A 14,369-nucleotide genomic window follows, 5' to 3' on the forward strand; every position below is an offset into this window, starting at 1 on the left:
CGTTTTTCATTATGCCTTACTGCTATAGGATCCACCGCCTTAATTACTGGGGATTGTGTTATGCAGCTGTTATTTATATTACTCGTTGTTGCAGGCGGGATGGGATTGTCCGTTGAAGCCGGATTATTAGGGCCGTTGGGCAGCGCGGTTGGAGATTTGTGGGCAACGTTCAGTATTTTTGGCGTTGGCGCAGCGCTGACATTTCTGCTGATGCTGTTCTTTAGCCCACGTAACAGCCCTTCTTTCTTTGCTCAGCCATCATGGACGCTGCTGGGCGGCATCCTGGGGCCGGTGTACGTGGTCATTCTGACCGTTGCCGTTCCCAGCATCGGAATCGCGATGACGATGATTGGCATTCTGGCAGGACAGGTGTTCAAAAGTCTGGTGATCGACCACTTTGGCCTGTTCGGTACCGCTCACCGCAAAATTGACAACAAACGCATCATCGCGCTGTTTTTTATTATTGCCGCGCTGTTCCTTGTGGCAAAAGGCTAAGGTAAAAACTATGAATATAATAATGATAATTCTGGCTGTAGTGGGTGGCGCGTGCTTAAGCGTGCAGGCTGCAATGAATGGCAAGTTAGGCAGTAAGGTTGGCGTATTCCGTAGTGCATTTTTGACCTTCTCAATTGGCGCACTGGTCACTGCCCTTCTCATCTTCTTCTTTGAACCGAAGCAGACTGTGACCTTGCTGGACGTGCCAAAATGGCAACTGCTTGGCGCACTTTGTGGCGTTCCATACATCGTCATTATGGTGCTGGCTGTACAGCGTATTGGTGCGGCTGTCGCGACCGTTGCGGTGATCTTTGGTCAGTTGGCAATGAGCATGCTTATTGATAACTTTGGCTGGTTAGGGAATGACGCGATCCACTTCTCAGCAACACGCCTTGGTGCAGTTGTTTGCCTGGGCATCGCGCTTTACTTTATTTATTCGAGCAGTAAGACGGAGAAAAAAACGGCGGGAAATAGTTCCTCCACGGCTTCTTCATCAGGCGCATAAATTATTTTGCCGGGATTGTAAGGTCATAAGTCAGTGATAAAAATGTGAACAGGAGTGCTCCTCCGGTACTCAGCCCGCGCCGCCTCTGGCGGTTACAAAGCCGTTCTACAGCGCTCTTGCTGTGGAACGGCTTCAAGAGTGAAACAAACCTCGAATTCGAAGCCCGTAAGCAGCGGCTTTGCCAATCCAGCTCAAGATGTGAAGGTTTCCTTTTCTGTCTGGCTTTCCCGCACGGTGTTGACATATTCGTATTCTGTTCGTTCAATTACGCGCGGCACAACAAGGGTAAACTCACTTTTTAAGCAAAATTAACGAGGGACTATGACACCTTTATTTGTTTACGGCACGCTCTGTCCTGGCCGTTCTAATGCGCATATCCTGGAAGCTATCGGTGGCAAATGGCAGCAGGGTTTTGTTACCGGCACTTTTTATGAAAAAAGCTGGGGCGCAGCGGCTGATTTTCCCGGCATCGTGCTGGATGACGAAGGACCGCGCGTAAACGGCTATCTTTTTCTCTCCAACCACATGGCAAACCACTGGCCAATGCTGGATGAATTTGAAGACGGTTACGATCGGGTTGAAGTTACTGTTACGACAGCCAACGGGCAGAAAGTTACCGCATGGATTTATCAGTTGCAGCCTGAGTCTGTACCGGCATAGGGTATTCTCGTTGCGGTACCCGGCCATCGAAACTCGATGAAATGTGTCTGAATACGTAACCTGTAAGCAGATGATAATATTGCCGCTAAACCTTCACGGAAATGTGGCCAGACCTTTCTCCGCACGCTAATTAGCAGTTAAAGCTAAAGACGCCGTGGTAAAAGCGTCTTTTATAACAACTACCGAAATCAATTAACTCTTTATTAGCATTTCAGGAGTCAGACCATGAAAGATTTAGTGCAGGATGTGTTATCTATCTTCACGCCTCAGTCCGTTGAGCCGGTTTTCATTCGCGCAGGCTTAACACATCGTGAAAAAAATGCTGCTCAGCCGACGGGCGTGACGACGGTAAGCTGGGCAACCTCGATGGAAGAGTTAAACGATGCCCTGCTGCATAAAGCGCTGGATGCAGGTGCCGTTGCGTATCACATTACTGAAGTGGAATCGCACAAGCCGGGCAATGACGCTCAGTCACTGCTGGCGGCTACCGCCACGCTCTACACCATTAATGACAAAGTGGCTTACGGCTGAGTGGTGATTAAGGTCATTCCGCACCGCAATTATGGCCCGCTGGTGAAAGCGTTGATTTCAGATGTTCAACCAGCGTTTTCACCTTCGGCAGCTTTTCCCGGCTTCTCAGCCAGGCGATATTCATCGGCAGTCCTTCGGACTCCAGTCCAGGTAAAACCTGAACCAGGCGACCGCTTTTCAAATGTTCCCGGACCAGCCACAGCGGCAGCTGCGCGATACCGTGCCCGGCAATAACCGCGGTTGCCTGCCCTTCTATATCGCCAATGGCGATTCTTGTGGCAGCAGGCCTTTGCACTTTCCCCGTACCGATTTCCAACCCGTGTAAAGGGGATGCGGTACCCTCCGCTGTGCCATAAAGTACGCAACCGTGCTCTGCTAATGTCTGTTCATCGACGGGCTCACCTCTCTGATGCAGGTAGTCCGGAGAGGCGCAGAAAATAAGTCGCTGTACACCGATCGGATAATGATCCAGCGCGGCTGGCCAGCTGCCCGAACCGCCAATGCGCACGATAATATCAATGCCCTCTTCAACCGGATCCACAAAACGATCGCTCAGCGTAATGTGCGGCTCAAGCTGCGGATGCTGTTTAACGAAATCCAGTATTGCCGGCAGGACATGCAGCCGCCCGTAAGAGGCAGAGAGATCGATCCGCAATCGGCCCTTAAATTCATTATTATTTGCATGCAGCGACAGCTCTGCCTCTTCAAGATGGGCAAGCACACCGGTGCAGGTATGGTAAAATTCCCTCCCCGCTTCGGTTAGCGCCAACCGTCTTGTGGTGCGGTCAAAAAGCCTGACCTGTAAGCGCTTTTCGAGCCTGGCGATTGCTTTACTGACGGCTGAGGTGGTGAGGTGCAGACGTTCTCCCGCGCCGGTGAAACTGCCGGTATCTGCCACGCAGACAAAAACGTCGATGCCTTTCAGCCGTTCAGAAGAGTGCATTCTTCCGCTCCCATTGTTGAATTTTTTTCAATTGATTGAGTAAGAATCGCCAAAGATGGCATCTGAATTCCAGTATAAGCTGCATGCATTCGTTTTTGGAACCGAACCCGACACGGGAATTTCGGTTTCTGGTTACCCCAGCATGGAGTTTTATCTTTATGAATACGCTCTCTTTTGAAGAAACCGTCCGTCAACGCTTTTCACCGCGCGCCTTTTTACCAACGCCTTTATCGGATGAGCAAATCCAGGCAGTCCTGCTGGATGCGCAACATGCACCATCAAACTGCAACACGCAGCCATGGCATGTGCATATTGTTTCCGGGCAAAAAAAGGATGAGCTTGCCGCCGCGATGATTCGCAATGCGGAAAACGGGGTTATGACGCCTGATTTCACTTTCGATTATGGCGATTTTTACGGTGACTACTTCGATCGCAGCCAGGAACAGGCGCGTATCTACTATGATGCTCTGGGAATAGCGCGGGACGATCGGGCAGGCCGCCATGAAGCCTATCTGCGTAATTTTACGTTCTTTAACGCACCCCATGTCGCCTTTTTGTTTATGCCGTCATTTGGTGACAATGTGCGTGTGGCTTCTGATATCGGCATGTACGGACAGAACTTTTTGCTGTCGCTGGCTGCAAGAGGTTTTGCCGGCATCCCGCAAACGCTGTTGGGCTTCCAGGCCGATACAATAAGAGAGAGGCTGGGTGTGGACGACAGTTTCCGTCTGCTGTTTGGCATTTCGTTTGGTTATGCCGATGACAAGGCGCCATCTCGCCACGCCAATATGGGACGGATGCCGGTATCCGAAAGCGTGGTCATTCACCGCTAACAGCCTGCCCCGACAGCCTGTCGGGGCGTCATTTTTGTCAGAGCGTTATTCTTCTTTCTTCGCTTTCCAGTTAGCCCAGGGACTGTCGGCCGGCAGTTCCGCTTCTGGCGCGGTGGGTTCATCAAGAGACTCAATATAGAAAGCTTCAACTTCTGCACGCGCCCACGGCGTGCGACGCAAAAATTTCAGGCTCGATTTGATGCTGGGATCGCTTTTAAAGCAGTTAATATTGACGCGTTTGCCCATCTCGTCCCAGCCGTAGCGAGCGACAAGGGCGTTAAGAATGGCTTCCAGCGTCATACCATGAAGCGGATCTTTTGAAGTATGGGGGGACATCGTTATCTCTCAGCAATACATTAATGGCGCTACCATACTGGCTGAAAGATTGTGGTGCAAATTTACGATGTTATCCGGCAGTTATGGACGGCTACCCGGATCGCCTGGATTGATGCAGCCAACGCCTGGAATATATGTCCAACCCTCCGCGCAGCCTCCGGGCAATCTCCATCTTGCAGATGATAATCGACGGTTAGCGCTTCATTATTAGTGAATGTAATGTAATAAAATTAGCAGGGACATTATTAATAATTTATATAAACAAAATCCAAAGGATGCCGAATAAATAAGTCAGGATAGTGAGTAAGCTTCCGGCTCAAAATTCTTGTCGCGCCGGTTATGCCCCGCCAGGTCTGGGCACACAATATGCTAATTTTCTGTAAGCGGGTGGATAATACCCGTTTGTTTCCAGCTTTCGTCGTTCATCAGTAAGCCATCGAGAAAAATGACCAATAGGCCAAATTCCTCACAGGAATAATTTAATTTACAATAACTCAACATAGTTAACCCTTTTTTACCTGTCTGACGCCCTGTTCCGTACAGATAAAACCCTGAGGGACTATAATAGATTTGAGTTAAACGATCGCGTGTGTAACGTATCGGCTGAGTCTTTTTTATCAACCGTCGCTTAACAAGATCCTGAACCGCGGTGCTTTTTTGTGCCTTATCGTTAACGGTCGAAGCGGCTATACTCGGCAGCAACGGTCACTAAATCAACAACATATTGATTCATATAAGAAAATAGTAAACAAATTTAAACAAATTTATTTATTGAGTAGCGACTCAAAAAGCCATATATTGGCCGCGTTTTTTACACCCTAACCCTTTTTAATCCCATTTATTCAACTGCGGCGTTGCTGATAACCCCAGTTGTAGGAGTGATATGATGACGGATAAAGTCCGTATTGATACTTTAGGTGCCAATTCCTCAAACAGCAGCAATGAAACCTATTTAGCCCGTCAGGCTGAGTTCGAATCGAATGTCCGCAGCTATCCGCGTAAACTGCCGTTCGCCATTGCGAAAGCATTGGGCGTGTGGATTACCGACGTTGAGAATAATCAATATCTTGACTGCCTGGCCGGTGCGGGAACGCTGGCGCTTGGACATAACCATCCAGACGTTCTGCAAAGCATCCAAAATGTCATTACCAGCGGCTTGCCGTTACATACACTTGATCTGACCACGCCGTTAAAAGATCAATTCTCTGAGTACCTGCTTTCTATCCTGCCTGGTCAGGGTAAAGAGTATTGCCTGCAGTTCACCGGTCCATCCGGTGCGGATGCCGTTGAAGCTGCGCTGAAGCTGGCTAAAAAGCACACCGGCCGCACTGGCGTGATCAGCTTCTCTGGCGGCTACCACGGCATGACGCATGGTGCGCTGGCGGTTACCGGCAACCTGTCACCGAAAGAAGCCGTGAACGGCATGATCCCGGAAGTTCAGTTTATGCCTTACCCGCATCAGTACCGTTGCCCACTGGGGATTGGCGGTAAAGCGGGTGAAGATGCCCTGACTTACTACTTCGAAAACCTGATCAACGACGTTGAGAGTGGCGTACGCAAACCTGCTGCCGTCATTCTGGAAGCGGTTCAGGGCGAAGGCGGTGTGAACCCGGCTCCGGCTGAGTGGTTGCAGCGCATTCGTAAAGTCACCCAGGAACACGGTATCCTGCTGATTATTGATGAAGTTCAGGCTGGTTTCTGCCGTACCGGTAAACTGTTCGCCTTTGAACATGCTGGCATTGAGCCAGACATCATCGTGATGTCCAAAGCTGTGGGTGGCGGTCTGCCGCTGGCCGTCCTGGGTATTAAGAAAGAATTTGACGCATGGGAGCCAGGCCATCATACCGGCACCTTCCGTGGCAACCAGCTGGCGATGGCGACCGGCCTGACCACGCTGCAATACCTGAAAGATAACCAGGTTGCAGATAAAGTGGCAGCGCAAGGTGAATGGCTGAAAGGCAAACTGGCCGATTTGCAGAAACGTTACCCGGTGATTGGTCACGTGCGTGGTCTGGGCCTGATGATCGGTATTGAAATCGTCAAACCAAACGAAGCGCAGGATCATATGGGTTGCTACCCGGCTGATGGTCAGCTTTCTGCCCTGTTGCAGAAGAAATGCTTTGAAAACGGTCTGATCCTGGAGCGCGGTGGCCGCCACGGTTGCGTGCTGCGCCTGCTCCCTTCTCTGCTGATTACCAATGCAGAGCTGGATATTTTCCTGGATAAATTTGAACACGCCCTGCTTGATGCTGGCGTTAAACCAGTCTGAGTGGAGTAAATTCGATGTCCAGGTCTAACCCTATTCTGGCAGGCTCGGCGCAGAGCACCGAGTCCTATCAGCAGGCGATTGCGCAGGCAAGTGAAGCGGTCGTGCAGTGGCTGCAACAGCCTGAGATGTATCAGGGCAAAAGCGTTGCCGAGCTGCGTGAACGTATTCAGCTGGACTTCAATCCTCAGGGCCTGGGCAACCAGGCCGCGATTGAACGCGCCGTGGAATATTTCCTGAAAGACAGTCTGTCAGTGCACCATCCACAGTGTGTTGCGCATCTGCATTGCCCGAGCCTGGTGGTTAGCCAGGCTGCTGAAGTGCTGATTAACGCCACTAACCAGAGCATGGACTCATGGGATCAAAGCCCGTCAGCGACCATTATTGAGGTCAAGCTGATTGAATGGTTGCGTACACAGGTGGGTTATCAGCCTGGCGATGCGGGCGTGTTTACCAGCGGCGGCACCCAGAGCAATCTGATGGGCCTGATGCTGGCGCGCGATGCGTTCTTTGCTGCACGCGGTCACTCCGTACAGCAGGATGGCATCCCAGGCGATCTGCGTAAGATCAAAGTGCTTTGTTCTGAAAACGCCCACTTCTCCGTGCAGAAGAATATGGCGTTGATGGGCCTGGGCTATCAGTCCGTTACGCTGGTGAAGACCGATCGCTTTGCTCGTATGGATCTGACCGATCTGAAAGAGAAAGTTGAGCAGGCGAAAGCCAACGGCGAGCAGATTCTGGCGATTGTTGCGACGGCGGGCACCACCGACGCGGGCGCTATCGATCCGCTGCGTGCCATTGCTGAACTGGCGGCAGAGCATCAGATTTGGGTACACGTTGATGCGGCCTGGGGCGGCGCGTTGCTGCTGTCTGAAAAATATCGTGATTATCTGGACGGTATTGAACTGGTAGATTCCGTTACTCTGGACTTCCATAAGCAGTACTTCCAGACCATCAGCTGCGGCGCATTCCTGTTAAAAGATGCGCGTCATTACGAGCTGATGCGCTATCAGGCGGCTTATCTCAACTCCGAATTCGATGAAGCACATGGCGTGCCGAACCTGGTGTCTAAGTCTTTGCAGACCACTCGCCGTTTTGATGCGTTAAAACTGTGGATGGGACTGGAAGCTTTAGGTCAGACCCAGTATGCCGAAATCATCGATCACGGCGTGACGCTGGCACAGCAGGTTGCAGAGTATGTGACCACGCAGGCCTCGCTTGAGCTGGTTATGCAGCCGCAGCTGGCAAGCGTCCTGTTCCGTTTCCGTCCTGCTCAGCTGGCAAACATCAGCGATGCCGCTATCGCGCTGCTGAACCAACAGATCGGCGACGCCCTGCTGGATTCAGGCCGTGCCAACGTTGGCGTAACCGAGCATGGTGGCGTGACCTGCCTGAAATTGACCCTGCTGAACCCAACGGTGACGCTGGAAGACATTAAGGTGCTGCTGGCGCTGGTAGAGAAAACGGCTCAGCCTTTGCTGTAATCTTTTCTGCGTTAAACAAAAAGCCGATAACAAATGTTATCGGCTTTTTTTATCGCTGCTTTTCAGTGCATCACTAATCAGAAGTGATAGCTGGCGGTCAGTGAGAAGTTACGCGGTTCGCCGTAGACGATATAGTTACCGACGTTGGTGTCGTATTCTTTATCAAACAGGTTGTTCAGGTTGGCCTGCAATGTGAGCTGTTTGGTCAGCTGGTAACGGCCAAACAGGTTCACCAGTGCATAGCTGCCCTGCTCTGCATGCCAGGTGCCGTTGCCTTCCGGTGCATCAACATCATCCCAGACGTGCGTCTGCCAGTTAACGCCGCCGCCAACGGTCAGTGCCTGCAACATTGGCAGACGATAGCTGGTAAACATTTTCAGCTGGGTACGCGGTAAGGTTGGGTTCACCGCTGTGCCATCGCGCTCTTCTGCAATATAGCGCGTGCCGCCGACGGTCATCTGCCAGTTATCGGTTATCGCGCCATTCACTTCAAACTCAACGCCACGGCTTACGGTACCTGATTTACCGACGTAAGCGGTATCGTTAGAGCCTGCGATAGTTTGGTTGGTGCTTTGCGCCACGTTATCCAGTTCTGAGCGGAAAACGGTCAGTGAGGTGGTCAGGCGGCTGTTAAACCAGTCTGATTTCAGGCCCGCTTCGTAGTTTTTGCCCACCACCGGTGCCAGGTAGCTGCCGTTGATATCACGATAGGATTGCGGCTGGAACACAGAGGTATAACTGCCGTAGGCGGACCAGTTTTCGTCGATGTCATAGATCAGGCCAGCGTAGGGCGTAATGTTATTTTTTTCGACGTTTTCAGTCAGCGTGTTGGTGCTCCAGCGCGTATAGCGCGCGCCGAGGATCAGGTGCAGCGGATCGGCCAGTGAAATACGGGTAGCGACGTAGGCGGATTTCTGGCGCGTGGTGTCATCCTGCGACAGCGATCGTTCGCCCCAGTCAGTTTCTGGATACTGGCTGTTGTAGCTGTTGAAGTCGCCCAGCGATTCGGAAGAGATATTATCAAAGGCGCTGTAGTAGGTATTTTCCTGCTTGCTGTAGCTCACGCCCGCCATCAGTTCATGCTGACGACCAAACAGTTGATAAGGGCCGCTGGCAAACGTATCGACAGAATTTATTTTACGTTTGCCGGTGTTGTAGCCCGTGCCGCCAACGACCGGGTAATCAGCATAAGAGGAAACGCCGGCGCCGGTGTTTTTATCGAAGAAACCGTTGATATAGAGCTGTCGGCTGTCGAGATAGGTTTCGTTATGGGTGCCGTTCAGGGTTAGCTGCCAGCCGTTATCAAAGCTCTGCTTCAGCGTCACGAACGCTTTTTTACTCTCTTTGTCGTTATAGGCCCAGTCAGGCGCGGTATTAAATCCGCGACGGTAATGGGTCAGGCTGCCGTCGGTATACCAGCGCGGCGCCCCGCCCCAGGTTGGACTGTCGGCATTCACTTCCTGATATTCGTAGCCCACTGAAAGTAAAGTAGAATCCGTCAGGTCGGCATCGACCACGCCATAAATAAATTTCTTCTCGGCGCTGTAGCGCTCCACGAAGCTGTCGTTATCCTGATAACCGGCAACCAGGCGACCGCGAACGTTGCCCGACTCACTCAGCGGCGCAGACAAATCAGCGACATAGCGCTGTTTGTTCCAGCTACCGTAAGTCGCGGAAACGTCGCCGGTGAATTCTTTGCTGTCGGCATGCTTGCGCACCATATTAACCGCGGCGGAAGGATTCCCCGCGCCGGTCATCAGGCCGGTTGCGCCGCGCACCACCTCAACACGCTCATATAGCGCCGTATCGGTCTGGGAATCGCCCAGGTTCCAGCGCCCTTCAAAGACGGTTGGAATGCCATCGACCATATAGTTGTCGATTAAAAAACCGCGCGAGTAATACGTTTTGCGGTCCATATCCGCACCAGAAACGCTTTCCTGAATCGCGGTGGTGTTATTCAGTACCTGCCCCAGAGACTGAAGCTGCTGATCCTGCATGCGCTGCTTGCTGATAATACTGACCGATTGAGGAATATCACGCGCCGTCAGAGACATTTTGGTGCCGGCGTTAGTGACCGGCACGCTGTAATCGGTAGCGGCAGTGTCGCTGGCACTATTGGCCGTGGCGTCTACCGTCAGGGTCTGCTGTTCTTTTGTCACTTCTGCCGCTGAGGCGTGCGGCATTTGAATAGCGACAGCGACCAGCGCAGCGACGACGGAATAAGGCGTGCCGGTTTTGAGGCTACAACAGCTACTTTCCCTGATACGGTTTAAGTCAAAAAACATCTTATTTCCTCAAAAGAATTTTTATTGTGTTTTATTTAAACGCCTGTCGAATGGCGCTCAGCCACGCTTAACAACTCGCCGGACTAAAGGCGGCGATCCCCCTGTACCTGAAGAGGTTTTTCTGCTTTCCGCCCCGCGGGCACCCACAGAGACGCCAGTCCATAAATGCGAATGAGAACTATAATTTTTTTTATTTAGCATGTAAAAGATTATTAATGAACTTTTCAGGATTTTGTTAGTCCCCTGTTAAGCTCGTCTAAAGGTATGAAGGTTGAGTGAGTGGTGTTTAAAAGAAATAGATATGTATGTTGTAACTAAATATGGGCGGAGCCACCCGCTCTTCGCTGAACGTGTCGGCTGCCACGCCGGGTTCCGTCACAAAAGAATCCTCTTAATGTTTCCTTAATATAAACCTGAGAAACTCCTCAGACGACATAGAGGAGTTTCCGATGAAATCTGCACGCATCCGTCCGGCCAGTGAATATGCCACCGCGCTGTTTTGCGCCCTGGTGATCGTCTCTTTTCTGAAAATCTGGTTCACCACCTTTTAGCGCCCCGCTTCTCAGCCGCCAGAGGTAAAGGTTATCCTGGCGGAACAGCCATGCTGCTCGCGACGATTTTCAAGGAAAAAGTGAGCCTGATGCAGTTGGGCAATGCGGGTGACAATACTCAGTCCCAGCCCAATCCCGCCGTAACGGCTGTCCATACGGACAAAAGCTTTGGTCAGTTCGCCGCTTTTACTCTCATCAATGCCCGGTCCCTGATCTTCCACCACCATTGCTGGCGCAGGCTGATGATCAATCCGAAGCGTGATAACCGTTCCTTCCGGGCTATAGCGATGGGCGTTCTCAACCAGATTACGTAACAGAACCCGTAACAACGTGGCGTCGCCGCGAACGCTCACCGCTGTGGTAAAGTCCATTTTCAGGGTCTGCTGACGCTGTGCCAGCATGGTGTGCAGTTCATGCTCCATTGGGATCGCCACATCCTCCACCAGCGAGACGTTCTGATAATTACCGGAAGTGAACGACTGACCCACCCGCGCCAGCTGCAACAGCTGCGAAACGCTGTTGGTCATCTGATCCAGCCGTTGCAGCAGCGGTTTGACGTTAATATTATTTTTTTTCTCAATCAGTTCCAGATGCAGGCGAAGCCCTGCCAGCGGCGTGCGTAGCTCGTGCGCCACGTCAGCGGTGAACATTCTTTCACGTTCTATACTGGTGGTTAAACGAGAGACCAGCTGATTAATCGCCAGGGTAACGGCATCCACTTCATTAACCGACCGGCGAAGATTGATCGGGTCGAGATCGTCGTCCCGGCGATTCTCAAGATGATGCTGAAGCTCATATAAGGGGCGGGTGATCCATTTCACCGCCTGATAGCAAATCAGCAGCGTCATGGCGATCATAATCAGGCTGGGCAAGGCCAGACTCGCTACCGCTTCATGGATCTCTTTCTCAACATGCTTGTGCTGATCGTGCTTGTGAACTTCCGCATCCACCAGCAGCTGAATTTGTTCTTTGCTTTCATGCCACAGCCAGGCGACGCTGATAACCTGACAAAAAAGCAGGATCAGGCCAATGACCAACAGCAGACGAAAGCGTATCGTGCTGCTACTCCGTTTTAGCTCGGACAGGTGTTTCATTCAGGTTTTCCGCACGTTTCCGCCGTTATCAGCGCATAACCAAACCCCCGTAGCGTGCGAATTGACGATTTGCCAATCTTCTCGCGAAGGTTATGGATATGCACTTCAAGGGTGTTCGTTGACGGCTCCGTTTCCCAGTTATAGATATCATTGTAAAGCACTTCGCGGTGTACCGGCTTACTTGCTTTCAGCATCAGCCTGGAGAGAATGGCATACTCTTTTGGCGTTAAGTCCAGCAGCTCACCGGAAAAATGAATCTGACGGTGCGCCATATCCAGCGACAGATTGCCAGCCTCAATGCGGCTGTCACCCTGATTCACGTGTCGGCGGATCAGCGCGCGAATACGTGCCAGCAGCTCGTCCAGGGCAAAAGGCTTAATTAAATAGTCGTCAGCACCCGCGTCGAGGCCCGCAATACGTTCCTGTACGGTATCCCTTGCGGTCAGGATCAGTACCGGCAGCTTTATTTTCTGTCGTCGCTGCCGCAACAGCAGATGCAGGCCATCCTCATCGGGCAATCCCAGATCCAGCACCAGCAGGCTGTACAGCCCGCTCGCCAGATGCGCTTCCGCCTCGCGAACGCTAGTGACACCGTCACAGACATAGCCTTCACCTTCCAGCGCGATAATCAGCCCCTGCAACAGCAAGGCATCGTCTTCAACTACCAGTATTTTCATTTACGCTTTACTCCGACAGGCCGTCAGAATGTCATCGGAAGTCATGTACTCACGGGTCATCGTCCCCGTCAGGCCCAGTACCGTTGAAAAAAGATTATCCTGGGAAAAATGTTGCGTCGCGGCTGCTTTATTCAGACACCGCGTGTCCACAGCATAGCGTTTCTGATAGTCAGGAGATAACCAAATCACCATGGGAACATGCTTTTGCGCTTCTGGTGCAATGGCGTAAGGCATGCCGTGCAGATAAACGCCGTTCTCGCCCAGCGATTCGCCATGATCGGAGAGATAGACCAGGCTGGTGGTAAAGCGATCCTGATGAGCCTGTAGCAGCCTGATGGCCCGATCGACGATGTAATCTGCATAGAGCAGCGTGTTGTCATAGGTGTTAATCAGCTGCTGCTGAGAACAGGTCTGAATCTCATTGGTGTCACACGTCGGCGTAAACTGACGAAACGCGGGCGGATAGCGATGGTAATATGTTGGACCGTGGCTACCAATGGTATGCAGCACGATAACGCCGTTGCCTTTCAGCCGGTCGATATACGCCTCCAGCCCGTGGAACAGGACGTCGTCATAGCATTCGCCATCAATACACATTCCGGGAAGGTTAAGGCGGGTCATATCCTGATGCGGCACGCGGTCGCAGGCACCTTTACAGCCGCCGTCGTTTTCATTCCACAACACATTGATCCCGGCTCGCTGAATGATATCCAGTAAGCCTTCCTGATGGCTGGCCAGCGCATCATCATAATGCGCACGCGGCATATTCGAAAACATGCACGGAACTGACACCGCCGTCGAGGTGCCACAGGACACGGTATTCGGGAAGCCGATAACGTCATCGTTAGCCAGTCGCGGCGTCGTCTGACGTTCGTAACCTAACAGCGAGAAATGGTCTGCACGGGATGTTTCCCCAACAATCAGAATCGTTAAATTCTGTTTGCCTTCGAGCCGTTGCGGATTTTGATGCGCGTCCTCACCGATGCGTACCAGCGGCAGATTCGCCAGACGATGATGAGAGTAATAAGACCAGGACGCGACAATGCTGTTGGAAGGACTCAGCGACTTGACCAGCTCTTTATTATTACGGAACAGCGAGGCGTAATCTTTATAGAACGGCAGCGCCACCAGCCCAATCAGCAGCGCCGAAATCAGCAGACTGCCCAGACGATAAAATACGCTTTTCCATACTGGCTGCCTCTTTTTAACGCGGATCAGAAACAGCAGCACGATGGGTAAGATAGCGGAAACGAGCAAGGTAAGCAGCAGCTGCGGCGTCACTAAGGCAAAGCTTTCGGACGCGGTGGTATCCAGCATGTTAACAATCATCGACCTGTCGAGCACGATACCAAAGCTGATAATAAAGTACTGAGCCGCAGCGGAAACCAGGATGAAAACCGCCAGCAGCACCCTTTCCAGCCGGAGAAACGAAGCCAGCGTCGCGGCTATATTGATTACGCTAAATGCCACTAACGGCATAGAGAGAAAAACCAGCGTGGTGTGCACTGTCGTCAGGGGCATAACTGCCAATACCTGACGGTAGTAAGCAATATTAAGGAATACGGCAATATAGAGTGAAAAAGCAGTCAGTAGCCAAAGCCGACTCAGTGTCGGTCTTTTCAGTGTAAACAGGGACATAACAGATTTCCGTTAACCAACAATGACCGATAATGTGGCAGAGGAAGATTAGGAAAACCTTAAGCCGCTTA

Annotated in this window: 13 protein-coding genes; 7 read left to right on the forward strand and 6 right to left on the reverse strand. The window is 51.8% G+C overall.

Going from position 1 to position 14,369, the window contains the following annotated elements; translation table 11 throughout:
• The first annotated feature begins 60 nt into the window (after positions 1-60).
• The 4 genes from EHV07_RS11225 to EHV07_RS11240 all read left to right on the forward strand — a co-directional run bounded on the left by EHV07_RS11225 (position 61) and on the right by EHV07_RS11240 (position 2,191).
• Positions 61-495: a DMT family transporter gene (locus EHV07_RS11225; protein ID WP_147197928.1), complete on the forward strand. Its 435-nt coding sequence runs from the start codon at positions 61-63 to the stop codon at positions 493-495.
• A gap of 10 nt (positions 496-505) precedes the next feature.
• The gene (locus EHV07_RS11230; protein ID WP_147197931.1) at positions 506-1,000 is read left to right on the forward strand and encodes a DMT family transporter; all 495 of its coding nucleotides are present in this window, start codon (positions 506-508) and stop codon (positions 998-1,000) included.
• Between the two features lie 321 nt (positions 1,001-1,321).
• Positions 1,322-1,660: a gamma-glutamylcyclotransferase family protein gene (locus EHV07_RS11235; protein ID WP_147197932.1), complete on the forward strand. Its 339-nt coding sequence runs from the start codon at positions 1,322-1,324 to the stop codon at positions 1,658-1,660.
• A gap of 225 nt (positions 1,661-1,885) precedes the next feature.
• On the forward strand, positions 1,886-2,191 hold the full coding sequence (locus tag EHV07_RS11240; protein ID WP_147197934.1) for a DUF1471 domain-containing protein: 306 nt from the start codon (positions 1,886-1,888) through the stop codon (positions 2,189-2,191).
• Between the two features lie 13 nt (positions 2,192-2,204).
• Here EHV07_RS11240 and EHV07_RS11245 read toward each other — a convergent pair whose 3' ends face one another.
• A complete protein-coding gene (locus tag EHV07_RS11245) occupies positions 2,205-3,134 on the reverse strand; it encodes a LysR family transcriptional regulator (protein ID WP_147197936.1) in 930 nt (309 codons plus the stop codon).
• Between the two features lie 158 nt (positions 3,135-3,292).
• On the opposite strand from EHV07_RS11245, the gene EHV07_RS11250 reads away from it, so the two are divergent.
• Positions 3,293-3,967, forward strand: coding sequence for a nitroreductase (locus EHV07_RS11250; RefSeq protein ID WP_147197938.1), 675 nt, complete (start codon positions 3,293-3,295; stop codon positions 3,965-3,967).
• A gap of 45 nt (positions 3,968-4,012) precedes the next feature.
• On the opposite strand, the gene EHV07_RS11255 is transcribed toward EHV07_RS11250, so the two are convergent.
• The gene (locus EHV07_RS11255) at positions 4,013-4,303 is read right to left on the reverse strand and encodes a VF530 family DNA-binding protein (protein ID WP_147197940.1); all 291 of its coding nucleotides are present in this window, start codon (positions 4,301-4,303) and stop codon (positions 4,013-4,015) included.
• 886 nt (positions 4,304-5,189) lie between these two features.
• On the opposite strand from EHV07_RS11255, the gene EHV07_RS11260 reads away from it, so the two are divergent.
• The gene (locus EHV07_RS11260) at positions 5,190-6,572 is read left to right on the forward strand and encodes a diaminobutyrate--2-oxoglutarate transaminase (protein ID WP_147200600.1); all 1,383 of its coding nucleotides are present in this window, start codon (positions 5,190-5,192) and stop codon (positions 6,570-6,572) included.
• 14 nt (positions 6,573-6,586) lie between these two features.
• Positions 6,587-8,053: an aspartate aminotransferase family protein gene (locus tag EHV07_RS11265; RefSeq protein WP_147197942.1), complete on the forward strand. Its 1,467-nt coding sequence runs from the start codon at positions 6,587-6,589 to the stop codon at positions 8,051-8,053.
• A 77-nt stretch (positions 8,054-8,130) separates the two neighbouring features.
• Here the strand turns inward: EHV07_RS11265 and fhuE are convergent, their stop codons facing one another.
• From fhuE to eptA, 4 genes are all read right to left on the reverse strand, one after another.
• Positions 8,131-10,338: a ferric-rhodotorulic acid/ferric-coprogen receptor FhuE gene (gene fhuE / locus EHV07_RS11270; RefSeq protein WP_147197944.1), complete on the reverse strand. Its 2,208-nt coding sequence runs from the start codon at positions 10,336-10,338 to the stop codon at positions 8,131-8,133.
• 562 nt (positions 10,339-10,900) lie between these two features.
• A complete protein-coding gene (gene pmrB, locus EHV07_RS11275) occupies positions 10,901-11,983 on the reverse strand; it encodes a two-component system sensor histidine kinase PmrB (protein WP_147197946.1) in 1,083 nt (360 codons plus the stop codon).
• Positions 11,980-12,660, reverse strand: coding sequence for a two-component system response regulator PmrA (gene pmrA / locus EHV07_RS11280; protein ID WP_147197948.1), 681 nt, complete (start codon positions 12,658-12,660; stop codon positions 11,980-11,982). Before pmrA ends, pmrB begins: the two co-directional genes overlap by 4 nt.
• Positions 12,661-14,298 carry a phosphoethanolamine transferase EptA gene (gene eptA, locus EHV07_RS11285; RefSeq protein WP_147197950.1) on the reverse strand — a complete coding sequence of 546 codons (1,638 nt, stop codon included), beginning with the start codon at positions 14,296-14,298 and terminating at the stop codon, positions 12,661-12,663. It lies immediately after the preceding gene.
• Positions 14,299-14,369 lie beyond the last annotated feature (71 nt).

Source organism: Pantoea sp. CCBC3-3-1 (genome assembly GCF_007981265.1).
GTDB lineage: Bacteria > Pseudomonadota > Gammaproteobacteria > Enterobacterales > Enterobacteriaceae > Erwinia.